We start from the raw sequence: 25,511 nt of genomic DNA, 5'->3' as shown, positions 1-25,511 counted from the left end.
TTGATCAGCCCGATCGTGGCCACCTGCGTGAGGTCGTCCAGCCACTCGCCCCGGTTGCGGAACCTGCGGGCCAGGTACTCCACCAAGGGCAGGTGCGTCGAGGCACTCCTCGAAGTCGGGCAGCAGCCCGTCCTCGCGGAGCCGCCGCAGGTCGGGAGCGGCGCGATCCCGCTCGGAGAGCACCGGTTCCAGACCCTCCGGAAGGGGCAGGTCCAGCTCGGGGTCGAGGACGTTCACCGCCTTCTCGTGGTCGGGCTCGTAGCCCCCGGAGAGCAGGTACGACATCACGGTGTCGTCGGTGAGGGACACGAACGCGTGCCCCATCCCGACGGGCAGGTACACCGCGCTCCGGTTGTGCTCGTCGAGCCGGACCGCCTCCCAGCGGCCGTAGGTGGGCGAACCCACCCGGACGTCCACCGCGATGTCCAACACCGCCCCTTGGGGGCAGTGCAGGTAGGTGGCCATCCCCGGGGGCGCCGTGGTGAAGTGCACGCCGCGCACCACCCCGGCCGAGGACCGGCTGTAGGCCAGCTGGGTGAGGGGCGGCAACGGCCGCCCGGTGGCCCCCTCGAAGTGCTCTCGCTGGTAGGGGGCGGTGAACAGCCCCCGGGAGTCGGGGAAGACCGTCGGTGTGAACAGGTGGGCGCCGTGTACGGACAGGGGCCTGCTTCTCATGGGGTTCCTCGGTTCCTCTCGGCCGTCACCAGAGGCCGTGCAGGGAGGCCAGCAGACTCCGGGCCTCCACGTTCAGGTAGTGGCCGTGGCGGACCAGGGCCATCAGCTGGTGGACGGTCAGCCAGCGCCACCCGGGGCCGGGGGTGTCGGTCAGGGCGTCGGAGGCCGCCACCACGCGGTAGCGGGTCTGGGCGTGGTGGAAGCGGCCGCCCTCCTCGGACAGCAGGGAGTCGAAGCGGACCCGGGAGGGGTCCTCGGTCAGGGCCTCGGCGAGGAGTTCATCAGGTTCGGCCGGGACGGCGGCGTTCACGCCTCCGGGCCGCTGGACGGTGGGGGCCAGTTCCAGGCAGTCGCGCAGGCCGGGTTCGGGCCGCGCCTGCACCAGGACGTGCGCGACCCCGTCGAACGAGCGGACCAGGAAGACGGACAGTCCGTGCCCCCGGGGGGACAGCAGGGGCTGGGTCCAGCTGGTGACCTCGCGGTTGTGCGCCTCCACCCGCACCCCGATGATCCGGAAGTCGCGTTCGGCGTCGTCGTGTACGCGGTCGGGGGTGCGGCTCCACCCGGGTAGCGAGCGCAGCGGGACGTCGAGGGCGCGCCACCCGAGGCGGGTCCGCGCGTCGGCCAGCCAGCTGAGGGTTTCGGTCATGCCGTGCCGCGCGGTGCCGCCCTGGTCCGGGGCGGAGTAGGAGCGCAGCAGGGAGGCGGTGAAGCCGTCGGTGCCGTCCGTGACGGGGCCGGGCGCCAGGGTCACACTGCCCAGGACGGTTCGGGTGTCCATGTTCACCAGGTTGTCCCGGTGCAGCAGGGCGTACAGGTGGCGCAGCGTCACCCAGTGGAAGTCGGGGTGCTCGGGTACCGGGGCGTCGGTGACCACGACCATGTTCCGGTTGAACTTGCCGCGGAACCAGGCGCCCTGCTCGGACTGGAGGGAGTCGCTCAGCACCCGGGTCGGCCGGGTGCCGTCGAAGTACTCCAGGTACCGCACCCCGCCGCCCCGGTGCACCCGGGTGAAGTTGCTGCGGGTGGCCTGCACGGTGGGGGACAGCTGGAGGGTGTTGGCGTTGCCGGGTTCCATCTTGGCCTGCATGAGGCAGTGCGGGACCCCGTCGAACTCCTTGACCAGGATGCCCAGGACGCCGATCTCGGGCTGGTTGATGACCGGCTGGTGGTGGTCGTCGTGGGGGCCGCGCCGCACGCGCAGGCCCTGGACCGTGAAGAAGCCGCCGGAGGCGTGGCCCAGGTCTCCGGTCGCGGGGTCGAAGGACCAGTGGTCGAGGTCGGCGAAGGGGACGGGGGTCACCCGGAACCCGCCTGCGGCCGAGCGCTCCTTCCACCACTGCTCGAAGTCGGCGTCGTGGGGGGAGCCGGTGCTCAGGGCGGAGCGGGTGAGCGGGTCGGGGGATGCGGTGCGGGGCGTCGGCGGGACCGTGGGGGGATGGCTCATCGGTCGTTCCTTGCTTGGCTGGGGAGCGTCACAGGCGGGAGAGGACCTCGCGCAGGGCACCGATCACGTGGTCCTGGTCCCGGCGGGTGAGCGAGGGGTACATGGGAAGGGAGAAGATCTCCTTGGCCAGCGACTCCGTGACCGGGAGGCTGCCCTCGGGGACGCCCAGGTGGCGGAAGCCCGTCATGGTGTGCGCGGGCCAGGGGTAGCTCACGTTGAGTGCGACGCCGTGCTCGGCCATGGCCTTGATGACGCGGTCGCGCTCCGGGTGCCGGACCACGTACAGGTAGTAGACGTGGTCGTTGCCCGGGGCGGTGGCGGGCAGCACCAGGCCGGTGTCGGCCAGCCCCTCGGCGTACCGGTCGGCGACGGCCCGGCGGGCCGCCACGTACGCGTCCAACCGGGTCAGCTTCCGGTTGAGGATCGCGGCCTGCACCTCGTCCAGCCGGGTGTTGTAGCCCGGGGTGGACACGACGTGGTACTGCTCCTCCATTCCGTAGTAGCGCAGTCGGCGCAGCGCGTCGCGCACCTGCGCGGAGGGGGTCAGGGTGGCGCCGCCGTCGCCGTAGGCGCCGAGCACCTTGGTCGGGTAGAAGGAGAACGCGGCGGCGTCCCCCATGGAACCGGCGATGCGCCCGTGGTGGCGGGCGCCGTGCGCCTGGGCGCAGTCCTCCAGCACGGCGATCCCGTGCTCGCGGGCCAGGGCCAGCAGGGGCTCCATGTCCACGCACTGCCCGTACAGGTGGACGGGCAGCAGGCAGCGGGTCCGGGGGGTGATGGCGGCGGCCACCGCCGACACGTCCATCAGGTAGGTGTCGGGGTCGATGTCCACGAACACGGGGGTGGCGCCCACCGAGTCGACGGCCACGATGGTGGGCGCGGCCGTGTTGGAGACGGTGATCACCTCGTCACCGGGGCCGACCCCGAGGGCGCGCAGCCCCAGGACCAGCGCGTCGGTGCCGTTGCCGACCCCGGTGCAGTGGTCGATCCCGTGGTGGGCGGCGAAGGCCTCCTCGAATCCGGAGACCTGGTCGCCCAGGACGAGGCGGCCGGACCGGAAGACCGTGTCCACGGCCTCCAGGATCTCCTCGCGCTCGTTCTCGTACTCGTCGGTGTAGCCCCAGACGGCGATGGTCATGGCTGTTCTACCTCCAGGGGCGGTGCGGGACGGGGGTGGGGGGTTGGGGGGCGCGGTCACTCATCCTCGGCCCCTTCGGTGATGGCGCCGTCGGCGGCGTGGTCGAGGATGCCGACGATCCACTCGGCGAGGTCCTTGCTCTCGTTGCGCGCGGCCTGTTCCCAGCGGGCGCGCTGGGTGGTCTGGGCGTGCACCTGCACCTGGACCTGGACGCGCTGGTCACCCTTGGTCGCGCGTTCGATGCTCTGCGTCGCGCGGATGCGTCGGCGCAGCTCGTTGCGGGACCAGCGGAACTTGTCGGCGCGGTTGAGCCAGGTGTCCTGGTCCTCCTCGCCCATGCTGGCGACCTCGGCGTGGTGCTGGAAGCTCAGGGTGCTGCGCCGCCGGTTGACGGGGAACCGCCGGGCGACCCACGCGTAGTTGCGCAGGGTCTGGTAGCCCAGCGAGGTTTCGGCGACGGCGGTGCGGTAGCGGTCGGGGTACTGGCTCTGGCCGTAGACGAGCCAGTCGCCGAGCCACCAGCCGGAGGAGTCGGAGATGACGAAGATCTGCTGGCCGAGGTTGCGCCAGTCGTCCATCGGCATACTCGGGGGCAGTGCCAGGGAGGTGCGCCGGGTCATGGCGCGGTTGTCCAGGGACATCTTCCCGGCTCCGTTCGCGGGCGGGCCCGTCTCGGAGGGGTGGCGGCGCAGTGCGGCCTCCGCCGTCTGCTGCTTGGTGGGTTCCACGGTGATCGTCTCTCCTCGTTCGCCGTCGACTCCGGGGTCCGTCCTCCAGCTCCCCGGTGTTCGTGGTTGGAACTTTAGGATCGGCCGTTATTCCGCTGCTTTCCCAGGGCTTTTCTGTGGTGTTCGGGCGGGGTTCTGGGGTCACATTTCTGATTCCCGGATCTCCTCTCCGTCCCGCTGGCGGGACGCTGCAAAAGTGCCCTGAGCTGCTCTTTTGTTGATGGGAGGTGAGTGGCATTCTCCTTTTTCGTGCGCTTTTCCCTGGGGCGTCGGTGGTCGGGTCTGGCTTTCCTGGTTTTGCTTGGTTATAAGTAGCGAATGACAGGAATCGAGGTGCTGCGGTGATCTGTGGTGAATGGGATCAGGTGGAATTGCTCCGAGCCGACCCGGGTTCGGAGGAGGTCTCCGACCGTCCGTGGCGGGCGGCCTGGTCGGCGGATGCCGAAGCCAACGCCGCACTGGTCGCGCGGCACCTGCCCGCGCACGTGGACCACCGGACCTCGGGCAGCGGCGGCGACCCCGTCACGTGGCGCCGCACCGCCGCGCAGCTGTGGGCGGAGGCCGGTCTGCTGGCCGACCTCCTGCGCCCCCACCGGCCCCAGGCGGTGCTGTCCTTCGCCCCTCCGCGCCACGTCTTCGGAACCCTGGCCACCCTGTTGGTCCCCGCCCGTCTCGGGGTGCCCGTCTGGTACCGGCCGCGCCTGACCGACGCCAACCCTCCCGGCGGTTCCCTGCGGTGGGCGGTGATGGCGATCCCCTGGACCTTCTCCCTGCTCAGGCCCCGGTCCGCCTGGCTGGGCGAGACCGCCGACCTCACCTTCCTGCACAGCACGGCCCGCCTACCCGCGGCCGCCGCCGACCTGGTCGGCGCGCTCGGCCCGGACCGGGCGCGCGTCATCGAGGTGCTCGGGTCGACCGAGACCGGCGGAGTGGCCAGCCGCCGGTGGGAACCCGAACCGCCCCCCTGGCGCCTGCTCGACGACACGTCCTTCTCCTGGGAGGGGGACGACGGCCGCGAGCGGCGGCTGGAGGTCGCCAGCCCCCGGATGGCCGCGCGCCCGGGCCGGGACGCCCCCGACCGGTGGCGCATGGACGACCACGTCACCCGGACCGGCGAACGCGAGTTCGTCCTGACCGGGCGCCGGGAGCGCCTGGTCAAGGTCAACGGCAGGCGCGTCTGCCTCGACACGGTGGAGGAGCGCCTGCGCCCCGCCCTCGACTGCGCCGACCTGGGCGCCGTCCCCGTGACGCACGACACCATCGGCGAGCACTACGAGCTGTACGTGGTGCCCCGGCCCGGGCAGGACCTGACCCCGGCCGGGGTCGCCGCCGTCGCGGCGGAGCTGGGCCCCCGACCCCACCGGGTGCGCGTGGTGGAGCGCGTCGACCGCTCCCCCACCGGCAAGACCCTGCGCCGTCAGTCCGCCCCGCCCTCCAGCCCCTCCCATCCCCGACTCAGGAGCACACACCCGTGACCATCACCGTCGAACAGCCCCGGCTCGACACCCTCGACGCCATCATCAGCGGCACCGGCTGGGACTCCACCCTCCCCCGGTGCGGCCCCGAGGACCGTGAGCGCATGCTCCGCAGCGTGGAGGTCCTGCGCGGCGCGCTCGAATCCGACCAGGAGGTGTACGGCATCACGCGGGGCTTCGGTCCGCTGGTGCTCTACAGCGCGGACGACTCCCAGGAACTCCAGGGCAACGGGCTCATCTCCCACCTGGGCACCTCCCAGGGCGAGCCGCTGTCCCCCGACGTCTGCCGCATGGTCGTGTGGCTGCGCCTCAACAGCATGAGGCAGGGCTACTCCGGTGTGTCCCCCGACTTCTGGGACCGCCTCGCCGACCTCTGGAACCGCGGCTTCACCCCCGCCATCCCGCAGGAGGGCACGGTCAGCGCCAGCGGCGACCTCCAGCCGTTGGCCTACGCCGCCCTGGCCCACACCGGGCGGGGCCAGGCGTGGCAGCGCGCCGAGGACGGCACGTTCGCGCTGGTGCCCGCCGAGAAGGCCATCCGCGACCTGGGGGCCGAGCCCCTCGACTGGTCCGCTCGGGAGGCGCTGGCCTTCGTCAACGGCACCAGCGTGGGCCTGGCGGTGGCCGTCCACAACCACGCGGAGATCCGTCGGATCAACCGGTCCGTGGCCGGGCTGACCGCCCGTATCGCGGGGCTCTTCGGAGCCAACCCGCAGGCCTACCACTCCGGGTTCGGCGTGGTCCGCAACCAGGAGGGCCAGCTGCGGGTCGCCGAGTGGATTCGCCGGGCCCTGCCGGAGAACCACGAGTACGACCCGGAGCGCCCCCTCCAGGAGCCCTACAGCATCCGCTGCGTGCCCCAGATCCTGGGCGCGGTGGAGGACCAGCTGGACTTCATCGGCGAGATCCTGCGCCGGGAGGCCACCGGCTGCACCGACAACCCCATCTGCCACGAGGGGGAGGTGCTGCACGGCGGCAACTTCCACGCCATGCCGGTGGGGCTGGGCTCCGACCAGCTCGGCCTGTGCCTCCAGCAGGTCGCGTACCTGGCCGACCGCCAGCTCGCCCTGCTGTGCAACCCGTCCACCAACGGCGGGCTCAACCCGATGCTGACCCCGAGGCCGGGCAGCGGCAGCGGTCTGGCGGGGGTCCAGCTCAGCTCGACCTCCTTCGCCTCGAAGATCCGGCAGCTGGCCTACCCGTCCTCGCTGACCACACTGCCCACCAACGGCTGGAACCAGGACCACGTCCCCATGGCCCTCAACGGGGCCACCTCGGTGGCCGAGGCGGTCAAGCTCGCCTGGCTGATCGTGGGCTCCCTCGCGGTGGGCGTCGCCCAGTACGCCGCGCTCGGCGGCGGTGACACCGAGGGCGACCCGCTGTGGAAGGAACTGGAGCGGGTCTCCCCTCCGCTGGACCGGGACCGCCCGCTGGCCGAGGAGGTCCGGGCGGCCGCCGACGCGGTGCGCGGCGCGGCCGACAGCTGGCTGGTCGAGGACCAGTTCGCCTGATGCCCACATCGAGGGGGACCCGGCCGGTACCCGGCCGGGTCCCCCGCCTACGGAGGAGAGACCGGTGACACCGAACGACGAACAGACGAACGAGAGGGCGGCGATCCTCAGCACGTCCGCCTGGCGGGACATGCTCTCGTACCTGCGCCCCCAGCGGGGCCTGCTGCTGCTGGGCGGCCTCCTCGCCCTGCTGGGCAGCATGGCGGGCGTGGTCCAGCCCCTGGCCGCGCAGATGGTCGTGGACGGACTCGGCTCGGGGGAGACCGTGACCCGTGCGCTGGTCGTCCTGACCGGGATGGTCGTCCTCGCGGCGGTCCTCAACACCATCGGGTACTACATCCTGCAACGCATCGCGGAGTCGGTGGTGCTGGACTCCCGGCGCAGGCTGCTCGGCCGTCTGATGCGGCTCCGGCTCACCGAGACCGCCCGCTACCAGCCCGGCGACCTGATGTCGCGGGTCACCACCGACACGAGCCTGCTGCGCACCGTCGTCAGCCAGGCCCTCGTGGAGACGGTCACCGGCGCCGTGGTCGTCGTGGTCATCCTCGTGATGATGGCCTTCCTCGACCCGGTCATGCTCGGTGTCACCTTCGGGGTGCTCGTCGTGGCCGCCCTGTGCATCGGCCTCATCGTGCCGCACATCCAGACCGCCACGGACCGGGTCCAGCGCGAGGTGGGCGACCTGAACTCGTCCCTGGAGCGCGTGCTCGGCACCTTCCGGACCGTGAAGGCGGCCGGTGCGGAGCGGGAGGAATTGCGGGCCTCGGAGGGCTCCGCGGAGCGCGCCTGGCGCCACGGTGTGCGGGTCGGAGCCCTGGAGGCGGTCAACGGCACCACCGTGGGGGTCGCGATCCAGGCGGCCTTCCTCGTGGTGCTCGGGGTGGGCGGTGCCCGGGTGGCCACCGGGGAGATCGAGATCGGTGTGCTCATCGCGTTCCTGCTGTACCTGTTCTACCTGGTCTCCCCGATGGGGTCGCTGGTCAGCGCGGCCGCGAACTTCAACGTCGGCGCCGCGGCCCTCAAGCGCATCCGCGAGGTGCTCGCCCTGGAACCCGAGCGCTGCGAGGCCGAGCCCGGCTCGGCGCTGGCCACACCGGAGGGAGCCGACCCCGAACCGCTCGGGGTGTCCTTCGACGGGGTGGTCTTCCGCTACGCGCCCGACGCGCCGACCGTGCACCACGGTGTCGGGTTCGAGGTTCCCGAAGGCGGTCTGACCGCGTTCGTGGGACCCTCCGGCGCGGGCAAGTCCACGGTCTTCTCCCTGCTGGAGCGGTTCTACGAGCCGGAGGAGGGCACCATCCGCGTGGGCGGGCGCGAGATCTCGGAGTGGCCCCTGTCCGACCTGCGGTCCGTCATCGGCTACGTGGAACAGGACGCCCCGGTACTGGCCGGGACGCTGCGCGAGAACCTCACCCTGGGGGCCCGGGGCGCCAGCGAGGAGAGCATCCGCGACATCGTCGCGCGCACCCGCCTGGACGCCCTGGTCGAACGGCTCCCCGACGGCCTCGACACCGTGGTGGGTCACCGGGGCAACACCCTGTCGGGCGGCGAGCGCCAGCGCGTGGCCATCGCCCGCGCCCTGCTGCGGCGCCCCCGCATCCTGCTGCTGGACGAGGCGACCTCCCAGCTGGACGCCGCCAACGAGCTGGCCGTCCGGGAGATCGTCGAGGAGCTGCGCCGGGAGATCACGGTGCTGGTGGTCGCCCACCGGCTGTCCACGGTCACCATGGCCGACCGCATCGTGGTCATGGAGGCGGGGCGGGTCCGTGCCACGGGTTCGCACGCGGAACTGGTGGCCGGGGACTCCCTCTACCGCGACCTGGCCGCCACCCAGTTCCTGGTGTCCGACCGGGACGTCGAGGGCGGGGACGGGGAGGGCGGCGGCACGGGGACGCATCCGCTGGTCGCCGTCGGCGCCGCGGCCGACGGCGACCGCCCGGCCCCGTGACCCGCTCAGTGCGCGCTCACGCGGACCGCTCCGTCCCGTACCTGGTCGAGCAGGTCGACCAGCGCGAGTGAGGCGGAGGTCGCGGACGCGGGGGCGGCGCCGTCCGCCACCGCGTCCGCGAACGCGGTCAGGAGGGCGTCGAACTGGTCCTGCGGGGCCATCTCGACGCTCTCCTCCGTGTTTCCCGCCTGGGCCCGGAGCACACAGGCGTGGTCCGGCGGCGGGGTGAAGGGCCGTTCCAGGCTCAGGGAGCCCAGGCTGCCGCTCAGCCGGTACTCGGCCCGGTAGGCGTTCTCCATTCCGAAGGTCAGGTGGGCGGGCACCCCGTCGGCCGTCACCAGCAGGACACCGCCGGACACCACCACCCTGAGGTCGGGGTCCTCGCGCAGGACCGCGCCGACCACCCTCAGGTCCTCGCCCAGGAAGTGGATCGCCGCCCGCAGCGGGTACACGCCGTTGTCCAGCAGGGAACCCCCGGCCAGGTCGTGCCGGTACCGGATGTCGTCGGGGCGCCGGGGCGGGATGGTGAAGGCCGCCTCGAAGCTCCGCAGCCGGCCGATCTCCCCGGAGCGCACCCGCTCCCTGATCCGCGCGTGCTGGCCGTGCAGCGTGAACGCGTAGTTCTCCATCAGCACGAGGCCGAGACCGTCGGCCAGGGCCATGAGGGCGCGCCCCGTGGCACCGTCCACCGCGAACGGCTTCTCCACGAGCACGTGCTTGCCCGCGCGCAGCGCCGCCTCGACCCACGTGGCGTGCAGCCCGGGGGGCAGGGAGACGTAGACGGCGTCCACGTCCTCGCGTTCGAGGACCGCCGTGTAGTCGGCGACGGCGTCGCAGCCGAACCGGTCGGCGTAGGCCTCGGCGCGCCGCACGTCGCGCGCGGCGACGCAGGCCAGGCGGGCCAGGGGGGAGGCGGTGACGGTTGGCAGGGTCTTGCGCCAGGCGATGTCACTGCATCCGATCGCCCCGAGGACGAGGGGCCGGGGGGCCGGTGACTGGTGCATGTTCGGTCAGTCCTTCGTTGAGAGAGACGGGGTGGGCCGTGCGAGGGAGGGGCGGGGGACGCCGGTGGCCTGGTCGCGCGGGGGGCGCGGCCAGGCCACCGGTGACTCGCTCGGTTGGGGGACCGCTCACTCCCTCGGCCGCCCGGTGAGCTGGGACATGAGGTCACGGAGGCCAATGGGTGCCAGGTCCAGGCGGTGTTCGAACGCCCTGGCCCGCTGGCTCTCGGTGAGCCTGCCGGGCACGGCCGCGGCCTTGACCGGGCCCAGCTCGCGTTCGTCGGTGACGGTCAGCCCCGACACGAAGGAGTCGACGGACCGGCTCGGCCCGATCACGGAGGTGCCGTGTTCGCCGAGGGCGTCCATGGACTCCGCGAACACCACGGTGCCGCCGTCGAGCATGACGACGTCGTCGAAGAGCTGGCCCAGCTCCTCGATGAGGTGGGTGGCGACGACGAGGGTGCGCGGCCGCAGCATCAGGTCGGACAGCACCTCGTCGAGGAACACGTCGCGCATGTGCGCGTCCATGCCCGTGCAGCACTCGTCGAGGAGGGTGACGGGGGTGCGGGCGGCCAGACCCAGGGTGGCGCTCACGGCGGAGCGCTCCCCGTGGGAGAGCCGCGACAGCGGCCGGTCCAGCGGGATGCCGAACCGGCGCATGAGCCGCACGGCGAACTCCTGGCACCAGTCGGGGCGCAGGCTCGCCGCGAAGGTGAGGGTGTCGCGGACGCTGACCGGGTCGTCCGGGTACATGCCGCGGACGAGCCCGACGCGTTCGCCGACCAGGCTCTCCGGGGTGACGGGTCGGCCCCCGACCAGCACCGTCCCCCGGGTCGGGGGCACGAACCCGGCGATCATGGACAGCAGGGTCGACTTTCCGGACCCGCTCGGTCCGATCAGGCCGTGCACGCGGCCGCCCTCCAGGTGGAGCGACACCCCGTCCAGGAGCCGGGCGCCGTACTGCTCCAGGGTGACGTCGTCGAGGAGGACGTCGTGCATCAGGGCCTCCCCGACAGGTCGGCCGTCCGTCGGCCGGGGCTGGTCCGGTACCGCCGGACCAACTCCTCCACCCCCTCGGCGAACTCGTTGGGGGAGGGCTGGGCCAGGATCTCGTCGCGCAGGAGCCGGGAGTTGCGGGCGTAGGAGGGGTCGGTCAGGACGCGTTCCACGCTGGCGCGCACGCGCTCCCCCGTGGCCTCGCGTTTGTCGAGGTGGATGCTGGCGCCCCGCGCGGCGATCCGCCGTGCGGTGAAGGGCGTGTCCAGCTGTTGGGGGATGCTGACCTGCGGGACCCCGGAGACGAGCGTGGTGAAGGTCGTGCCGAAGCCGCCGTGGTGGATGACCGCGTCGCAGGTGGGCAGGAGCGCCTGGAGCGGGACGAACCGCTCCACGCGTACGTTGTCGGGGAGCGGGCCCAGCCGCCGCTGCTCCTTCTCCGCGACGGTCGCGATGATCTCGGCGTCCATCCCGGACAGGGAGTCGAGGATCTCGGGCACGCTGACCGAGTACCCGGACAGCCGCTCGGTGGCGGTCACCCCCAGGGTCAGGCACACGCGGGGCCGGTCGCCGGCGGGGGCGCGGAGCCACTCCGGGATCACCGACCGCCCGTTGTAGGCGGTGTAGCGGACCGGGTAGCGGTCCACACCCGTGTCCATGTGCATGGAGGGCGGCAGCTGGTCGATGGTGAACTGGCCGCGCGTCATCTCCTCGTCGAAGCGCACCCCGTAGCGGCGGGCCGAGTGGTCCATCCAGCGGGCGAGCGAGTCGGGCGGGCCGTCGGGGCCCTGCTCCACCCGGCGCCGCCGCACGTACATCTCGCGCATGCGGCCGTAGAAGTCCACGCACCACATGAGCCGGGCGTGCGCGGCGCCGCAGGCCTTCGCGGCGATCGGCGCGGCGAAGGTCCCGGGCTCCCAGATCACCAGGTCGGGTCGCCAGGATCGGCAGAACGAGACCAGGTCGTCGAGCATGGGGTTGTTCATGAGCCGGAACCAGCTCAGGACCACGCTGTCGTAGTTGTCGCGCACGTACTCCCAGGAGAGGTCCTCCTCGGGCTCGTCCGCGCGGATGAAGGGGTCGAGCTGGCCGTCGGCCACCCGCTCCTGGAGGCGGGGGAAGGCCTCGAGGATGCGGTTGACGCTGTGGTCCTGGCCCACCGACACGGCGGTGAGGCCTGTGGAGGTGATGGTGTCGACGATCTCGGGCTGGCTCGCCACCCGTACCTCGTGGCCGGCCGTGCGAAGCGCCCACGCCAGGGGGACCATGCTGAAGAAGTGGGTCTTCTCGGAGTAGGTTGCGAAGAGGATGCGCATGGGATCTTCCATCGGTCGCCGGTCATTGTTCGATGGGACCCTCAAGGCTCGTCGTCCGGAGTGCGGAGTTTCTGGGACTGAGGTTCCCCCGATTGTGTAGCAGGCCTTTCCGAAGCGAAAGCCGGTTGCTTTACGGATTATCCATGGCCACGATTCGCGGTCAATGCGAAAGAGTTCCCGGCGATATTCACTTGACCTTTTGCGCGCCTCTGACCTGCGATGATGCAGGGGTGTGCGGCTTTTTTCGGCTGTCCTGCCGGCGGGACGGCCGGAGATTCGGGCACAAAAAAACCGACCCCCGTAGGGGTCGGATTCCGGAGGGCGGGTGCGCTCAGGCGTCGCGCACCTGGTTCTCGCGCCGCACCACGGGCGGCTCCACCGACCACGGGAAGTTGATCCACTGGTCGGTGTGCTTCCACACGTACTCGCACTTGACCAGCGACTGCGGCTTCTCGTAGATGACCGCGCTGCGCACCTCCGCCGTGTGCTCGGCGCAGAAGTCGTGCACCAGTTTGAGGGTCTTGCCGGTGTCGGCGACGTCGTCGGCGACCAGGACCTTCTTCTTGCTGAGGTCGACCACGTTGGGGACCGGCGGCAGCATGACGGGCATGTCCAGGGTGGTGCCGACGCCCGTGTAGAACTCGACGTTCATGACGTGCAAATTCTTGACGTCGAGGGCATAGCCGAGCCCTCCGGCGACGAACAGGCCGCCGCGCGCGATCGACAGGATGATGTCCGGCTCGTACCCGTCGTCGGCGATCGCCCGGGCCATGTCGCGCATCGCGGTGCCGAACAGCTCGTAGCTCAGGTTCTCGCGCTCGTCGCTCACGGTCTGGTTCCCCCTGGATGTTCCCGCTGGTGTGGTGTGCGCTCGGCGCGTCGCAGGTCAGGGCGATCGCGGCACCGCTACATGCTAACGACGCCCGGGAGTCCCGGCGATGGTGCGGGGCGTGCGCGCGGTGAGGGTCACCGGGGTGTGAGTCGTGGGCCACATGTCCACGCGGTGCGGTGTCCTGGGTCACATTTTTGGACGGAGTGACGCGAAGTTTGGGAACTTTCGCGACATTTTCTCGATTCCTCCCGGTTTGTAGCGAACAGATGGTCGCGAACAGCACCATGTCCCTGTACAGATCTTCCGCGTATCTTCCGCGAACCAGGAGGTTGCAGCATGGCTGGACACCAGGGCCTACTCCCCTCCGAGCAGCCGCTCCGACTGCTCGACGAGTCCGGGGCCCCGGTCGACGGCTCCGGACTGCGGATGCCCGACACCCAGCGCCTCCTGGAGGCCTACACCTCCCTGGTGATCGGCCGACGGGTCAACGACCAGGCCAGCGCCCTCGTCCGCCAGGGCCGCCTCGCCGTCTACCCCTCCTCCCACGGTCAGGAGGCCTGCCAGACCGGAGCCGCGCTCGCGCTGTCGGACGGCGACTGGCTGTTCCCGACCTACCGCGACACCGCCGCCGTCATCGCGCGCGGCGTCGACCCCGTCGAGGTGCTCACCCTCCTCAAGGGCGACTGGCACGCGGGCTACGACCCCTACGCCCACAACGTCGCCCCCCAGGCCACCCCGCTCGCCACCCAGCTCCTGCACGCGGTGGGCGTGGCCCACGCGGCCCGCCTGCGCGGCGAGGAGACCGTGGTCATGGCGTTGTGCGGCGACGGCGCCACCAGTGAGGGCGACTTCCACGAGGCCCTGAACTTCGCCGCCGTGTTCCGGGCGCCGGTCGTGTTCTTCGTGCAGAACAACGAGTACGCCATCTCCGTGCCCCTGGCCCGGCAGACCGCCGCTCCCTCCCTCGCCCACAAGGGCGTGGGCTACGGGGTGAACGGTGAGCGCGTGGACGGCAACGACGCCGCCGCCGTCCTCGCCGTGCTGGAGCGCGCCGTCGCGGCCGCCCGCTCCGGCGAGGGCCCGCAGCTGGTCGAGGCGCACACCTACCGGATGCAGGCGCACACCAACGCCGACGACGCCACCCGGTACCGCAGCGAGGACGAGGTGGACCCCTGGGTGGCCCGCGACCCGCTGCTGCGCATGGAGGCCTTCCTCAAGAGGCGGAGGGTGCTCACCAAGGCGCGCCGGGCCGAGATCGCCGAGGAGGCCGAGCGGGTCGCCGCGTACATGCGCGAGGGAGTCAACCAGGACGTCGAGCCCGTCGCCGCCGACCTGTTCGCGCACGTGTTCGCCGCCCCCACCCCGCAGCTGACCGAGCAGGCCGCGTTCCTGGCCGACGAACTGAGCAGAGAGGGCCACTGAACATGGCGACGGAGAAGCTCTCCATGGCGCAGGCGCTCAACCGGGCGCTGCGCGACTCCCTCGCGGACGACCCCTCCGTGTACGTCTTCGGTGAGGACGTCGGCCCGCTCGGCGGGGTCTTCCGCATCACTGACGGCCTGACCGCCGAGTTCGGTGAGGACCGCTGCTTCGACACCCCCCTGGCGGAGTCCGGGATCGTCGGCATGGCGGTCGGTATGGCGATGAACGGCATGCGCCCGGTGGTCGAGATGCAGTTCGACGCCTTCGCCTACCCGGCCTTCGAGCAGATCGCCAGCCACGTCGCCAAGACCCGCAACCGCACCCGTGGCCGGGTCGGGCTGCCGATGGTCATCCGTGTCCCCTACGCGGGCGGGATCGGCGGGGTGGAGCACCACTGCGACTCCTCCGAGGCCTACTACGCGCACACCCCGGGTTTGAAGGTGGTCACCCCGGCCACCCCCGAGGACGCCTACCACCTGCTGCGCGAGGCCGTGGCGTCGCCGGACCCGGTGGTCTTCATGGAACCCAAGAAGCTCTACTGGGCCAAGGACGAGGTCGACACCGGCCGCTCCGTTCCGGGGATCGGCCGGGCCGTCGTCCGTCGCGAGGGCACCGACGCCACCCTGATCGCGTACGGGCCGTCGGTGTCCACCGCGCTGGAGGCGGCCGAGGCCGCCGCCCAGGAGGGGCGCAGCCTCCAGGTCGTCGACGTGCGCTCGGTGGTCCCCTTCGACGACGAGACCGTCTGCGCGGCGGTGCGCTCCACCGGTCGCGCCGTGGTGGTGGCCGAGGCCAGCGGGTTCGCCAGCGTCGCCTCGGAGATCGTCGCCCGGGTCACGGAGCGCTGCTTCCACTCGCTGGCCGCCCCGGTCCGCCGGGTGACCGGCTTCGACATCCCCTTCCCCCCGCCCAAGCTGGAGCACTTCCAGCTGCCCGGCGTGGACCGGATTCTGGACGCCGTCGACGACCTTCAGTGGGAGGACCAGTGACGACCCGTACCTTCGACCTCCCCGACCTCGGGGAGGGGCTCACCGAGGCCGAGGTGGTGAGGTGGCTGGTGGCCGTGGGCGACACCGTGGCGCTGGACCAGCCCGTCGCCGAGGTGGAGACCGCCAAGTCCCTCGTCGAGGTGCCCTCGCCCTTCGCCGGGACGGTGACCGCCCTGCACGGTGAGGAGGGCGAGGTGATGGCGGTGGGCAGGCCGCTGATCAGCGTGGGCACGGTGGAGGAGGGCGCCGGGGCTCCCGCGACAGCCGGGACCGCCGCGTCCCCCGCGTCCGCTGGGACCGCAGGGACCGACGACGCCGCGGGTGAGCGATACCGGGAGGAGGAACGCGCCGGGTCGGGCAACGTCCTGATCGGCTACGGCACCCCGGAGTCCGGCCGTACCGGGCGCCGACGCCGCCCCCGGCCGGGCGTCGTCGCCCCGCCCGTGTCCGCGACCGCCTCCGTGTCCGAGCCCGCGGCCCCGATCGCGCCCCCACCGGCGCGGCGGGTTCCGCTCGTCACCTCGCCCCTGGTCCGCCAGCTGGCCCGCGAGGCCGGGCTGCGCGTGGCCGACATCCGGGGAAGCGGCCCGGGTGGCCTGGTCACCCGCCGCGACGTACGCTCCGCGATCGAGGCGGCCGGTGCCCCCACCGCTCCGGCCCCGTCCGCCCCGATCGCGGTCCCCCCGCAGGCCGCCCCCGCCGCCGTCGACCCGGTCGCGCCGGGAGCCGTCGACACCCGCACCGGGCTCGCCGAGTCGCGGCGGGTACCCATGGGCGCCTTCCGCACGGCGGTGGCGACCTCGCTGTCCAGGAGCCGCTCGGAGATCCCCGAGGCCACTGTGTGGGTCGACGTGGACGCCACCGAGCTGGTGCGCCTGCGCGCGTCCGACCCGCAGGGGCCGGGGCTGCTCGCCTACGTGGCCCGGTTCGTGCTGGCGGGCCTGCGCGCGTACCCGGAGCTCAACGGCCTGGTGGACACCGAGCGCGGCGAGCTCGTCCAGTACGACGGGGTCAACCTGGGCCTGGCCGTGCAGACCGACCGGGGCCTGGTCGCCCCGGCGGTCATGGGCGCCCACCGGCTCACCACCGCCGAGCTGGACACCGAGATCAAGGGGCTCACCAGCCGGGCCCGGGAGGGGAAGGCGACCCCGGCCCAGCTCACCGGCGGCACGTTCACGCTGAACAACTACGGGGCGCTGCGCGTGGACGGCAGCGCGGCGATCATCAACCACCCGCAGGTGGCCATCCTCGGGCTCGGCCGGATCATCGACCGCCCGTGGGTCGTGGAGGGTGAGCTGACGGTCCGCAAGGTCACGCAGCTGTCGTTCGCCTTCGACCACCGCGTGTGCGACGGCGGTGTCGCCGCCGGGTTCATGCGGGTGGTCGCCGACGCCATGGAGAACCCGGCCCGGGCGATCGCCCGCCTGTAGGGCCGTGGGACCAGCGCCCCGGAGGAGTCGGCACCTCCGGGGCGCTCCCCCCTGCCCGCTGTGGTCCCGTCCCCGAGCCCTTCCCGGGCCCCGGCTCTCAGCCGCCGGGCGCCTCCAGCGCGGCGCGCATACGGGCGAGCCTCGGGCCGAAGGCGCCGCGGATGCCGATCGCCACGGCCAGGTCGCCCGCCGGGCCCAACCCGGTGCCGAACTCCACCAGGTCCGTGTGCCGGGCGCCCGCCCCGCGCGGCTCCACCGTGTGGGTGTGCCGCCAGTAGCGGAACGGGCCCCGCACCTGGAGGTCGCTGAAGGAGCGGCCCTCCTCGTAGGCGTCGATGACCGCCACCCACCGCACCGGGTACACCCCGGCCACGCCCCAGCGCAGGTCGAGGGTCTCCCCCTCACCGAACCTCTCGGGCCAGTGCAGGACCTCCACACCGGGCGGCATGGCGTCCACGAACCCGGCCTCGCTGAGGGTCAGGGCGAACACCCGTTCCGGCGGCGCGTCGAAGTCCTCGGTCACCCGCAGCTTCGTGGTGCGGCGCGGCGGGGCGCTCCGGTCGCGTCCGCGCACGGGTTCACCGGGCCAGGAATCGCAGCAGCACCTCGTTGAGTTCCTCGGCATGGGTCCACAGTAGGCCGTGCGGTGCTCCCTCGAACTCCACGTACTCGGCGGAGGGCAGCAGGTCGGCGAACCGGCGCCCGGTGGCCTCCACCGGGAGGATGCGGTCGCCGGTACCGTGCACGATCAGCGCGGGCACGTCGATCCTCGCAACGTCCTCGCGGAAGTCGGTGATCCAGGTGAGCGGACAGGCGGCGGAGGCCACCGGCCCGGAGTTCGCGGCGCTGTTCCAGCTGTTGCGCACGGCCTCCTCGCTGATGCGGTCGCCCAGGGTCTCGTCGAGGTTGAAGAAGTTCTCCAGGAAACCGGTGAAGTAGGCGTAGCGGTCGGCCCTGACCTGGGTGACGATCTCCTCGAAGAACTCGCGCGGGGCCGCGCCGTCGGGGTTGTCGTCCGTCTGGAGCAGGAAGGGTTCGAGCGAACCGAGGAAGGCGGCCTTGGAGATCCGGTCGGAGCCGTAGGAGCCCAGGTAGCGGGCGACCTCCCCGGTGCCCATCGAGAAGCCGACGAGGACCGCGTCCCGCAGGTCGAGGGATTCCAGGACGGTCCGCAGGTCGGCGGCGAAGGTGTCGTAGTCGTACCCGTCCGCGGGGTGCGACGACTGGCCGAAGCCCCGGCGGTCGTAGGCGATGACCCGGTATCCGGCGTCGAGGAGGACGGCGGTCTGCCGCTCCCAGGAGCGGCCGTCGAGCGGGTAGCCGTGGATGAGGACGACCGGTTGACCGGTCCCCTGGTCCTCGTAGTAGAGCTCGACCGGGTCGCTGTTCTCGGCGTCGACGGTGATGCGTCCCATGGTGCCCCTCATCGTGTTGGGAACCTCGCTGGCCGTGCCCCACCCACCGTAGGAGCGCAGGGCGTCGCGGAACACCAATGCCGGTTATGCCTTGGGTGCGGACTCGGTCCCAGGGCCCTCGGGCTCCTCACGGTTCCCGGGTGCCTCGGGCCTCGGTGCCCTTGGCTCCCCCGGGCCCCCGGGTTCCCCCGTGCCACCCCCCGATTCCGGGACGCCCCGGCTCCTGCCCCCGGAGGCTCACGTTCCCCACGGGCCCCGTGGCCCGGGGCCTCACACCGAGGCACACCGAGGCGCCACGTCGCCCTGTCGTCATGTCGACAAGGAGACGTGGCGCCTCACGGACATCCCGGGGCGGCCGCCGCCCCCGGGCCGCCCTACCCCTCGGTCGCGCCCTCGCCCTTGTCCACCAGGGTGAGCACGTCGTAGGTGGCGACGGGTTCGCCGTCCTGGTCGGTGACGAGCGCGTCCCAGCGCACCTCGCCGTAGTCGGCGTTGGTGCGGGGGGTGATCTGCTTGGCGGTCAGCGTCACGCTGATCACCGCGTCCTCCTTCACCGGGGTGAGGAAGCGCAGGTTGTCCACGCCGAAGTTGGCGAGCACCGGGCCCGGGGCCGGGTCCACGAACAGCCCGGCGGCGAGCGACACCACCAGGTAGCCGTGGGCCACGATCCCCCCGAACAGCGGGTTGGCGGCGGCGGCCTCCTCGTCGGTGTGGGCGTAGAAGGTGTCGCCGGTGAACTCGGCGAAGTGGTCGATGTCGGCGCGGGTCACCCGGCGTTCGGCGGAGGCGATGGTGTCGCCGATCCGTAGTTCGGTGAGGTCCTTGCGGAAGGGGTGCACGTCGCCGACCTCGCGGCGCGAGCCGGTGGTCCAGCGGCCGGTGATCGCGGTGATCATGTCCGGCGACCCCTGGATCGCGGTGCGCTGCATGTGGTGCTTGACGCCGCGCACGCCGCCCAGCTCCTCGCCGCCGCCGGCGCGTCCGGGGCCGCCGTGCACCAGGACGGGCAGCGGGGAGCCGTGGCCGGTGGACTCCTTGGCGTCGTCGCGGTCGAGCACCAGGATGCGCCCGTGCCAGGGGGCGGTGCCCAGGACGACCTCGCGGGCCACGTCCTCGTCGTGGGTGACCAGGGAGCCGACCAGGCTGCCCTGGCCCCGGGCGGCGAGTTCCACGGCCTCGGCCACGGAGTCGTAGGTGATGATCGTGCTGACCGGGCCGAACGCCTCGATCTCGTGCGGTTCCTTGGCGCCGGGGGCGGCCCGGAGCAGGATCGGCGACAGGAACGCGCCGGTGTCGTCGGCGGCGCCGGTCACCTCGACCCGCTCGGGGTCGCCGAACACCAGCTCGCTGGAGGCCCGGAGGGCGCGGACGGCCTTGCGGACCTCCTCGCGCTGGTCGAGCGAGACCAGGGCGCCCATGCGGGTGTCGGGGTGGTCGGCGGCGCCGACCACCACCTTGGCGAGTCGGGCGGTGAGCGCCTCGGTGACGGCGTCGGCCATGGCCGTGGGCACGATGACACGGCGGATGGCGGTGCACTTCTGGCCCGCCTTGACGGTCATCTCCGTGACGACCTGCTTGACGTACAGGTCGAACTCGGGGTCGTCGACGGTCACGTCCGGGCCGAGGATCGAGCAGTTCAGCGAGTCGGCCTCGACGTTGAGCTGGACGCCGCCGCGGATGACGTTGGGGTGTTCGCGCAGCAGGGCGCCGGTGGCGGCGGAGCCGGTGAAGCCCACGACGTCCTGCGGGCCGAGGTTGTCGAGCAGGCCCCGGTGGCTGCCGACCAGCAGTTGGAGGGTGCCTTCGGGGAGCAGCCCGGACTCGATCACGCGCCGTACGACGGCGACGGTCAGGTAGGCGGTCTGCCCGGCGGGCTTGACGATGCTGGGCAGGCCCGCGAGGAAGGCGGGTGCGAGCTTCTCCAGCATGCCCCAGACGGGGAAGTTGAAGGCGTTGATCTGCACGGCGACGCCGGGCCGTGAGGTGTACACGTGCTGGCCGACGAAGGTGCCGCCCTTGCTCAGGGGCTCCGGGGGGCCGTCGGGGATGACGGTGGAGTTGGGGAGTTCGCGGCGGCCCTTGCTGGAGAAGCTGAAGAGGGTGCCGAACCCGCCGTCGACGTCCACCATGGTGTCGCGCCTGGTGGCGCCGGTGCGGTGGGAGAGGGCGTAGAACTCGTCCTTGTACTCCATCAGGTGCTTGGCGATCTCCTTGAGGAGGTTCGCCCGCTGGTGGAAGGTGAGTGCGCGCAGCGCGGGGCCGCCGACCTCACGTGCGTACTCGATCATCGCGGCGACGTCGGGGCCCTGGGACGAGATCCGGGCGACGGTCTCGCCGGTGTTCGCGTCGGCCAGGGGGGCGCCCTCGTCCGCGGGGGTGAACCACGACCCCTGTGCGTAGCTCTCCAGTACTTCGGACACGTGACGGTCCTCTCCTCGGTGCGGGTCTGAGCGAACTGTATTACAGACCGATCGGTCAGTAAATAGCCGCCGACCTGGTGGACCGGCCCTCATCAGCGTTTTCCACAACCACCCCGACCCCCCTGGCCACCCTCCCCCTCCCCACCTACCGTTGAACCATGACCAACTACGCACGGATGTACCGCCTCGGAGTCACTCCCTGGGAGCGCTACGGTCCCGTGGCCATGGTGCGGTTCCGCTCGTTCCTCGACCGTGTCGCGCGGGAGCGGGGCGGGCCCGGGAGGGCGCTCGACATCGGCTGCGGCCGGGGTCGGTTCACGCCCGAGCTGGCCGCCCAGGGGTGGGACGTCACCGGGGTCGACCTGGTCCCGGCCGCGGTGGAGGCGGCCCGGCGGCAGGGGCCCAGCGGGGTGGACTACCTGGTGGGGGACGCCACGGACCTCTCCCCCGACCTGGGGTTGTTCGATCTCTTCGTCGACATCGGCTGTTTCCAGGGGTTCGACGCCGACCAGCGGGCGGCCCAGGGGCGGGGGGTGACGGCGCTGGCGGCGCCGGGGGCGTCGCTGCTGATGCTGGAGTTCGGGCCGTCCGTCTTCCGGCGGATGGTGGGCGGGGTGTCCAGAGCCGAGGTGGAGGCGGCGTTTCCCGGGTGGGAGCTCGTCGACGTGGAGGACGCCCCGGTGCGGGGGCTGGGCTTCCCGATGAACCGCACCGCGCCCCAGTGGTACCGGCTGCGGTACCCGGCCTAGGCACGGTGGGGCGGCCCGGCCCGGCCGCGTGCGTGCGGCCAGTGGCGGCGCGGAGCCGGTGGTGGAGAGGGCTCCACGACGGTGGCTTCGTGTTCGATCGCGCTCACGTGGTGGGGTTCCCTTCCTTCCTGTGCGCGGTCGGTGGACGACGGGCACAGGGGAGTACGGAGGAGGAAGGGAGTGAGTTCCGGTGCGGGGGCCCAGGGGACGGGTCCAGGGGACGGGTGTGGGACTTGGAACCGGGGCTGTGATGTCCGGTGCTCTGTTCAGGGGGCGGTGTCCGAGGACGGGGCTTCGGCCAGGGAGAGCGTGTTGCCGTCGGGGTCGTGGACGTCGACGTGGCGGACGCCGTTGCCGTAGGTCTCCACCGGGTCGTGCCCGAAGCCCTGGGAGGTCAGGCGGGCGAGGATCTCGTCCAGGCCCTCGACCCCCCGCGGTGAGGAGGGAGTTCCCGGCACGCTCGGGATGGGCGGCGATGACGACCCAGGCGGTGTCGGAGATCTGCCAGAGGGTCTCCTCGCCGATGACCTCGTCCGCTGGGCGCCCGAAGAAGGCGGTGTACCAGGGGAGGGAGGCGGCGGGGTCGGTGACCGGGAGCACCGAGTAGAGGTGCGTCATCCGTGCCGTCCGGGTCGGGTGATTCTGCTGAGCCATGAGTGTGCTGCCTCTTCGCATGTGTCATCCGAAGTTCCCGGGCAGCACACCCTTCACACACCGTGACGGCGGGGTCCTGGTCTTCTCGGGAGGCTCAGGGGCGGGTGGTGGTGCGGAGGAGCGCGGACCATTCCGTTGGGGGGAAGGTCAGCGTGGACAGATGGCGGTGCCGGGTGTCGCGGACGGCGGCCCCGGTGGGGAGGTCGGCGACCTCGACACAGTCGTTCCCGGTCCCGCTGTAGCTGCTCTTGCGGAAGGTGAGTCCGGTGGTGTGGGGGTGTATGGGTGGGGCCTGCGCTGGGGGTGGGGGCATGGGCTGACCATACTCAGTCCTGCCCACTTCTACGCCCCATGCTCAGGGGAGAACGTTCTGAGTCTCTGTCCAGCACAGGACACTCAAGCTTGCTTCCCCCATCGTAGGGCGGAGGGGCACTGTGTCTGCGGGAATAGGAGAAGGGCGCCGGACGAGCTCCGGTGCCCTTCCTATGTGCCTGCCTACTGGGCCGCTCGCACGCCAGCGAGCAGCGCGGTCCACTCAGGCGCGCTGACCTCCAGGTGCCCCGCGGTGGGGTTCTGGGAGTCACGCATGGCGGACCCGGTGGGGAGGTCGGCGACCTCGACACAGTTGTTGCCGGTGCCGCTGTAGTTGCTCTTGCGGAAGGTGAGTTCGTGGGTGTGGGGGTGCATCCGGGAAACCTCTCCGTCGGAGTGGGGTGCTGTCTGGCTCATGCTCAGTTCCGCCCCTCGCTACACCCCGCGCAGAATGGAAAACGTCCCCTGAGTAACAGCGTCAGCCGAGCCCGCCAACTCAACAGAACAGGCCCCGACCGGACTCAGTCAGGGCCTGCTGGATGCCAGGGGTCTACATCTGGTCGGTACGGATGGCTCCGAGGGCGGCGGCCCATTCCGGTCCTGCGAATCCCAGCGCACCCAAGTCACGGTTCTGGGTGTCGCGAACGAGGTGCTCACCGGGGAGGTCAGCGACCTCGACACAGTCCTGCGTCTGCCCGCCGCTGTAGCTGCTCTTGCGGAAGGTGAGTTCGTTGGAGTGGGGGTGCATGGGTGGGGCCTCCGCTGGGGGTGGGGACACGGACTGCTTCCTGCACAGTCCTGCCCGGAACTTGGCCCCGCACTGCTGTCTGCTGCGGACAGTCGAGCTTGCTTCCCGCTCTCTGGACAGTCAGGTACATGCCTCACGGGATGCTTGCAGGTAAACACGGAGGCCCCCAGTCATCGACTGGGGGCCTCCTCTGTCGCGCTATTTGCAGGTCGCGGCCTTGACTAGCGCGGCCCACTCCGACCCGGGGAACAACAGGTGCCCGGCCGCGCGGTTCTGAGTGTCACGCACGGCAGACATGCCAGGGGTATCCGCGACCTCTACGCAGTCCTGTCCACGCGCGCTGCTGTAGCTGGACTTGCGGAAGTGCAGGTGGGATTCACTGCTGGTGAGCATCGGTGTGTCCTCTAGTCGAGCTGGTTGAGCCGTGCCTCCAGCCATGTCCGCGAGTCTTCGACGCTCAGCGCCGAAGCCTGGACGTGGTCGAGCACGGTCTCGTAAATCGTAATCTGCTCGGCGTCTTCGATGAGTAGCCCACCTCCGCCGACCTGCTCTGCATATACCGCCGATGGGTCTGCTTTGAAGTCGAGGACCACGAAGCTACCGTCCATACCTGCGTGTGGTCCGACGAGGTCTGGAAGCACTTGGACCCTAAGCGACGGGCGCTGCACGTTGAGCAAGTGGCGAATCTGGTCAGTCGCAACATCGCTCGGTAGCTTGCGGAACGCGGTTTCGTCGATCACCGCCCACAAGCGTGGAGCGTCTGTGCGTGTGAGCAGGTGCTGGCGCATCATTCGGACCTCAACGCGACGGTCGATCTCCTCGTCAGAGGTCACCCCACCAGCTCGGATCATAGCTCGCGCATAGGCCTCTGTCTGGAGCAGTCCGGGAAGATGTTGAACCTGGTAGGTGCGGATACGCGATGCTTCAGATTCGAGGTCAACGTAGGTTCCGGCGCCAAGGATGTCTCGATACCCGTACCACCAGCCACTGGTAGCAGCTTCGCGGGCGAGCTTACGGTAGGCCTCTCGCTGCTCGTGATCGTCGACTCCATAGACGTCGAGGAGGACCTGGAGATCCGCATCTTTGACTCTCAGGATCTTCCGAGTCTCAATCCGCGTGATCTTCGCTTCGAACCAGCTTTTGTCAGGTGCAGCCTTCTTCGCGTCGGCGGCGGCTTGCTTCGCCGTGAGACCGGCTTCTTCCCGAAGACGGAGAAGTTCTCGGGCAAGCCTGCGTCGGCGGAGTGTGGGGCTGGCGGCCAAGTCACTCTCCCTGAGTCGATGCTGACTTGAGCCTACGCTCCGTGGCGATTTCTTAGACATTTCACGCACCTTGCTCACGGGATAGCTACTGCCTCATGAGATTGTCGCACTCTTTTCAAATCGCATCTTGCGCTATTGAGTGCAGTGGGTGACTATGGTGTCTCACCAGAAGCTCAGCCGGTTTCCCGCCCGGCACTGTCCGTACCGGAGGTGTGCGCTGATGGCGCCCCGTTACCTGAAACTCTGCGAGCTGGCGTGTACCCGCTACCTCGCGTCCGAGGCGATGCGTCGCCGACGTCCTAGGCAGGCGGCCCGTGTGCGGGCCTTCGCCGCGAACCCTCGCCGCCACCACCCGTCCCGCTCCTGGGCCCCCGTGGCCCCCTCTCCCCGCAGGCCGATCGACGAGGTTCCGGCGGAGGTCCTGCGGGCTGTCCTGGCTGGGTTGCGGCGTTTGGTGGTGGTCCCGTGAGGCCCGCTCCGCCGTTCTCTCCCGAGTTGGCTCGCCGTGAGGTGGTAGCCCCCGTGGCGAGCTTCATCAAGCCGTTCCACTCCCACTACTTCTCCCGCACTGTCGGCCCCCCGTACCGCAAGCGGCAGTACTCCTTCGCCGGACTCCCCGGACTCATGCCCCTGGTCCGCGCGTTCCTGGACACCAGCGCCGCCGAGCGGTGTGAGGAGTTCCAGTTCCTGTTCACCCTGCTCGGATCGGAGTTGGCGAACAACGCCATCGCCCACAGCAGGTCGAGTGAACGCGGAAGCACCTACACCTTGACGGTGGATCGGGGTGCGAAGGGGATGACGCTGACCTGCCGGGACCAGGGCAGCCGTCTGCCGCAGGAGAAGGGCAACTTCACCGCAGCCACGTTCGCCGACATCGAAGCCGGAACCGCCACCGGCCGAGGATTGGCCCTGATCGACACCCTCGCCGACCGGTGGGGGGACAACGGGGACCCCAAGTTCCGGCAGGTGTGGTTCTTCCTGGCCTACGACCTGACCGACAACCCGTGGAGCCACATCGACACCGAAGACACCGAGGACATCCC

Annotated in this window: 26 protein-coding genes and 2 pseudogenes; 10 read left to right on the top strand and 18 right to left on the bottom strand. The window is 71.1% G+C overall.

Annotation, left to right across the window (positions count from 1 at the left end; translation table 11 throughout):
- The 5 genes and pseudogenes from ABZ635_RS24570 to ABZ635_RS24550 all read right to left on the bottom strand — a co-directional run.
- Positions 1-150, bottom strand: a pseudogene (locus ABZ635_RS24570) (sigma factor); the annotation flags it as partial.
- A gap of 54 nt (positions 151-204) precedes the next feature.
- Positions 205-675, bottom strand: a pseudogene (locus ABZ635_RS24565) (dTDP-4-dehydrorhamnose 3,5-epimerase family protein); the annotation flags it as partial.
- 25 nt (positions 676-700) lie between these two features.
- Entirely contained in the window at positions 701-2,122 is a 1,422-nt protein-coding gene (locus ABZ635_RS24560; RefSeq protein WP_357769244.1) for an NDP-hexose 2,3-dehydratase family protein, read from the bottom strand.
- Positions 2,123-2,150: 28 nt separating this feature from the next.
- On the bottom strand, positions 2,151-3,260 hold the full coding sequence (locus tag ABZ635_RS24555; RefSeq protein WP_357769242.1) for a DegT/DnrJ/EryC1/StrS family aminotransferase: 1,110 nt from the start codon (positions 3,258-3,260) through the stop codon (positions 2,151-2,153).
- Between the two features lie 56 nt (positions 3,261-3,316).
- A complete protein-coding gene (locus ABZ635_RS24550; protein WP_357769240.1) occupies positions 3,317-3,988 on the bottom strand; it encodes an LmbU family transcriptional regulator in 672 nt (223 codons plus the stop codon).
- 365 nt (positions 3,989-4,353) lie between these two features.
- Here ABZ635_RS24550 and ABZ635_RS24545 point away from each other — a divergent pair, with 365 nt between their 5' ends.
- The 3 genes from ABZ635_RS24545 (at position 4,354) to ABZ635_RS24535 (ending at position 8,922) form a co-directional block, all read left to right on the top strand.
- Positions 4,354-5,463 carry a long-chain fatty acid--CoA ligase gene (locus ABZ635_RS24545; RefSeq protein ID WP_357769238.1) on the top strand — a complete coding sequence of 370 codons (1,110 nt, stop codon included), beginning with the start codon at positions 4,354-4,356 and terminating at the stop codon, positions 5,461-5,463.
- The gene (locus ABZ635_RS24540) at positions 5,460-6,974 is read left to right on the top strand and encodes an aromatic amino acid ammonia-lyase (RefSeq protein ID WP_357769236.1); all 1,515 of its coding nucleotides are present in this window, start codon (positions 5,460-5,462) and stop codon (positions 6,972-6,974) included. The genes ABZ635_RS24545 and ABZ635_RS24540 overlap by 4 nt, the downstream gene beginning before the upstream one ends.
- 64 nt (positions 6,975-7,038) lie before the next feature.
- On the top strand, positions 7,039-8,922 hold the full coding sequence (locus ABZ635_RS24535; RefSeq protein WP_357769234.1) for an ABC transporter ATP-binding protein: 1,884 nt from the start codon (positions 7,039-7,041) through the stop codon (positions 8,920-8,922).
- 5 nt (positions 8,923-8,927) lie between these two features.
- On the opposite strand, the gene ABZ635_RS24530 is transcribed toward ABZ635_RS24535, so the two are convergent.
- The 4 genes from ABZ635_RS24530 to ABZ635_RS24515 all read right to left on the bottom strand — a co-directional run bounded on the left by ABZ635_RS24530 (position 8,928) and on the right by ABZ635_RS24515 (position 13,064).
- Complete coding sequence (locus tag ABZ635_RS24530; RefSeq protein ID WP_357769233.1) at positions 8,928-9,926, bottom strand: Gfo/Idh/MocA family oxidoreductase; 999 nt, start codon at positions 9,924-9,926, stop codon at positions 8,928-8,930.
- A gap of 126 nt (positions 9,927-10,052) precedes the next feature.
- Positions 10,053-10,922 carry an ABC transporter ATP-binding protein gene (locus ABZ635_RS24525; protein ID WP_357769231.1) on the bottom strand — a complete coding sequence of 290 codons (870 nt, stop codon included), beginning with the start codon at positions 10,920-10,922 and terminating at the stop codon, positions 10,053-10,055.
- Positions 10,922-12,235, bottom strand: coding sequence for an activator-dependent family glycosyltransferase (locus ABZ635_RS24520; protein WP_357769230.1), 1,314 nt, complete (start codon positions 12,233-12,235; stop codon positions 10,922-10,924). Before ABZ635_RS24520 ends, ABZ635_RS24525 begins: the two co-directional genes overlap by 1 nt.
- A gap of 331 nt (positions 12,236-12,566) precedes the next feature.
- Positions 12,567-13,064: a phosphoribosyltransferase gene (locus ABZ635_RS24515; RefSeq protein WP_357769228.1), complete on the bottom strand. Its 498-nt coding sequence runs from the start codon at positions 13,062-13,064 to the stop codon at positions 12,567-12,569.
- Positions 13,065-13,403: 339 nt separating this feature from the next.
- Here ABZ635_RS24515 and pdhA point away from each other — a divergent pair, with 339 nt between their 5' ends.
- From pdhA to ABZ635_RS24500, 3 genes are read left to right on the top strand one after another with little or no spacing between them, the layout of a single operon-like run.
- Entirely contained in the window at positions 13,404-14,489 is a 1,086-nt protein-coding gene (gene pdhA / locus ABZ635_RS24510; RefSeq protein WP_357769226.1) for a pyruvate dehydrogenase (acetyl-transferring) E1 component subunit alpha, read from the top strand.
- A gap of 2 nt (positions 14,490-14,491) precedes the next feature.
- Complete coding sequence (locus ABZ635_RS24505) at positions 14,492-15,478, top strand: alpha-ketoacid dehydrogenase subunit beta (RefSeq protein WP_357769224.1); 987 nt, start codon at positions 14,492-14,494, stop codon at positions 15,476-15,478.
- Positions 15,475-16,908 (top strand): dihydrolipoamide acetyltransferase family protein, encoded by a 1,434-nt coding sequence (locus ABZ635_RS24500; RefSeq protein ID WP_357769222.1) that lies wholly within the window; start codon positions 15,475-15,477, stop codon positions 16,906-16,908. Before ABZ635_RS24505 ends, ABZ635_RS24500 begins: the two co-directional genes overlap by 4 nt.
- Before the next feature lie 97 nt (positions 16,909-17,005).
- Here the strand turns inward: ABZ635_RS24500 and ABZ635_RS24495 are convergent, their stop codons facing one another.
- The 3 genes from ABZ635_RS24495 to paaZ all read right to left on the bottom strand — a co-directional run bounded on the left by ABZ635_RS24495 (position 17,006) and on the right by paaZ (position 20,743).
- Positions 17,006-17,482, bottom strand: coding sequence for an SRPBCC family protein (locus ABZ635_RS24495; protein ID WP_357769221.1), 477 nt, complete (start codon positions 17,480-17,482; stop codon positions 17,006-17,008).
- Positions 17,483-17,486: 4 nt separating this feature from the next.
- Positions 17,487-18,323 carry an alpha/beta hydrolase gene (locus tag ABZ635_RS24490; RefSeq protein WP_357769248.1) on the bottom strand — a complete coding sequence of 279 codons (837 nt, stop codon included), beginning with the start codon at positions 18,321-18,323 and terminating at the stop codon, positions 17,487-17,489.
- 374 nt (positions 18,324-18,697) lie between these two features.
- Positions 18,698-20,743 carry a phenylacetic acid degradation bifunctional protein PaaZ gene (gene paaZ, locus ABZ635_RS24485; protein WP_357769219.1) on the bottom strand — a complete coding sequence of 682 codons (2,046 nt, stop codon included), beginning with the start codon at positions 20,741-20,743 and terminating at the stop codon, positions 18,698-18,700.
- A 158-nt stretch (positions 20,744-20,901) separates the two neighbouring features.
- On the opposite strand from paaZ, the gene ABZ635_RS24480 reads away from it, so the two are divergent.
- Complete coding sequence (locus ABZ635_RS24480; protein ID WP_357769217.1) at positions 20,902-21,492, top strand: class I SAM-dependent methyltransferase; 591 nt, start codon at positions 20,902-20,904, stop codon at positions 21,490-21,492.
- A 266-nt stretch (positions 21,493-21,758) separates the two neighbouring features.
- Here the strand turns inward: ABZ635_RS24480 and ABZ635_RS24475 are convergent, their stop codons facing one another.
- The gene (locus tag ABZ635_RS24475; RefSeq protein WP_357769216.1) at positions 21,759-21,950 is read right to left on the bottom strand and encodes a hypothetical protein; all 192 of its coding nucleotides are present in this window, start codon (positions 21,948-21,950) and stop codon (positions 21,759-21,761) included.
- Between the two features lie 17 nt (positions 21,951-21,967).
- Between ABZ635_RS24475 and ABZ635_RS24470 the strand changes: the two genes are divergently transcribed.
- On the top strand, positions 21,968-22,099 hold the full coding sequence (locus ABZ635_RS24470) for a hypothetical protein (RefSeq protein WP_357769214.1): 132 nt from the start codon (positions 21,968-21,970) through the stop codon (positions 22,097-22,099).
- 141 nt (positions 22,100-22,240) lie between these two features.
- Here ABZ635_RS24470 and ABZ635_RS24465 read toward each other — a convergent pair whose 3' ends face one another.
- From ABZ635_RS24465 to ABZ635_RS24445, 5 genes are all read right to left on the bottom strand, one after another.
- Positions 22,241-22,459: a DUF397 domain-containing protein gene (locus ABZ635_RS24465; RefSeq protein WP_357769212.1), complete on the bottom strand. Its 219-nt coding sequence runs from the start codon at positions 22,457-22,459 to the stop codon at positions 22,241-22,243.
- A 182-nt stretch (positions 22,460-22,641) separates the two neighbouring features.
- Positions 22,642-22,833, bottom strand: a complete 192-nt coding sequence (locus tag ABZ635_RS24460) for a DUF397 domain-containing protein (RefSeq protein WP_357769246.1) — start codon at positions 22,831-22,833, stop codon at positions 22,642-22,644.
- 175 nt (positions 22,834-23,008) lie between these two features.
- Complete coding sequence (locus ABZ635_RS24455) at positions 23,009-23,206, bottom strand: DUF397 domain-containing protein (RefSeq protein WP_357769210.1); 198 nt, start codon at positions 23,204-23,206, stop codon at positions 23,009-23,011.
- A gap of 198 nt (positions 23,207-23,404) precedes the next feature.
- Positions 23,405-23,599 carry a DUF397 domain-containing protein gene (locus tag ABZ635_RS24450; protein WP_357769208.1) on the bottom strand — a complete coding sequence of 65 codons (195 nt, stop codon included), beginning with the start codon at positions 23,597-23,599 and terminating at the stop codon, positions 23,405-23,407.
- Between the two features lie 11 nt (positions 23,600-23,610).
- Positions 23,611-24,468, bottom strand: a complete 858-nt coding sequence (locus ABZ635_RS24445) for a Scr1 family TA system antitoxin-like transcriptional regulator (RefSeq protein WP_357769206.1) — start codon at positions 24,466-24,468, stop codon at positions 23,611-23,613.
- Positions 24,469-24,688: 220 nt separating this feature from the next.
- Between ABZ635_RS24445 and ABZ635_RS24440 the strand changes: the two genes are divergently transcribed.
- Together ABZ635_RS24440 and ABZ635_RS24435 are read left to right on the top strand one after the other, a co-directional pair.
- A complete protein-coding gene (locus ABZ635_RS24440) occupies positions 24,689-24,937 on the top strand; it encodes a hypothetical protein (RefSeq protein ID WP_357769205.1) in 249 nt (82 codons plus the stop codon).
- Between the two features lie 53 nt (positions 24,938-24,990).
- On the top strand, positions 24,991-25,511 hold a 521-nt coding region (locus ABZ635_RS24435), incomplete at its 3' end, for an ATP-binding protein (RefSeq protein ID WP_357769204.1).

This window comes from Nocardiopsis sp. NPDC007018 (assembly GCF_040635075.1).
Classification (GTDB): Bacteria; Actinomycetota; Actinomycetes; order Streptosporangiales; family Streptosporangiaceae; genus Nocardiopsis.
Note: the sequence above shows the minus strand (reverse complement) of the source record. Positions and strands in the feature narration are given on the sequence as shown.

Bases quoted from the DNA above. Each gene is read 5' to 3' on its own strand.
- ABZ635_RS24560 (WP_357769244.1), bottom strand. From the start codon at position 2,122: ATGAGCCATCCCCCCACGGTCCCGCCGACGCCCCGCACCGCATCCCCC.
- ABZ635_RS24555 (WP_357769242.1), bottom strand. From the start codon at position 3,260: ATGACCATCGCCGTCTGGGGCTACACCGACGAGTACGAGAACGAGCGC.
- ABZ635_RS24530 (WP_357769233.1), bottom strand. From the start codon at position 9,926: ATGCACCAGTCACCGGCCCCCCGGCCCCTCGTCCTCGGGGCGATCGGA.
- ABZ635_RS24525 (WP_357769231.1), bottom strand. From the start codon at position 10,922: ATGCACGACGTCCTCCTCGACGACGTCACCCTGGAGCAGTACGGCGCC.
- ABZ635_RS24520 (WP_357769230.1), bottom strand. From the start codon at position 12,235: ATGCGCATCCTCTTCGCAACCTACTCCGAGAAGACCCACTTCTTCAGC.
- pdhA (WP_357769226.1), top strand. From the start codon at position 13,404: ATGGCTGGACACCAGGGCCTACTCCCCTCCGAGCAGCCGCTCCGACTG.
- ABZ635_RS24505 (WP_357769224.1), top strand. From the start codon at position 14,492: ATGGCGACGGAGAAGCTCTCCATGGCGCAGGCGCTCAACCGGGCGCTG.
- ABZ635_RS24490 (WP_357769248.1), bottom strand. From the start codon at position 18,323: ATGGGACGCATCACCGTCGACGCCGAGAACAGCGACCCGGTCGAGCTC.
- ABZ635_RS24480 (WP_357769217.1), top strand. From the start codon at position 20,902: ATGACCAACTACGCACGGATGTACCGCCTCGGAGTCACTCCCTGGGAG.
- ABZ635_RS24470 (WP_357769214.1), top strand. From the start codon at position 21,968: ATGACGACCCAGGCGGTGTCGGAGATCTGCCAGAGGGTCTCCTCGCCG.
- ABZ635_RS24465 (WP_357769212.1), bottom strand. From the start codon at position 22,459: ATGCCCCCACCCCCAGCGCAGGCCCCACCCATACACCCCCACACCACC.
- ABZ635_RS24460 (WP_357769246.1), bottom strand. From the start codon at position 22,833: ATGCACCCCCACACCCACGAACTCACCTTCCGCAAGAGCAACTACAGC.
- ABZ635_RS24455 (WP_357769210.1), bottom strand. From the start codon at position 23,206: ATGCACCCCCACTCCAACGAACTCACCTTCCGCAAGAGCAGCTACAGC.
- ABZ635_RS24450 (WP_357769208.1), bottom strand. From the start codon at position 23,599: ATGCTCACCAGCAGTGAATCCCACCTGCACTTCCGCAAGTCCAGCTAC.
- ABZ635_RS24440 (WP_357769205.1), top strand. From the start codon at position 24,689: ATGGCGCCCCGTTACCTGAAACTCTGCGAGCTGGCGTGTACCCGCTAC.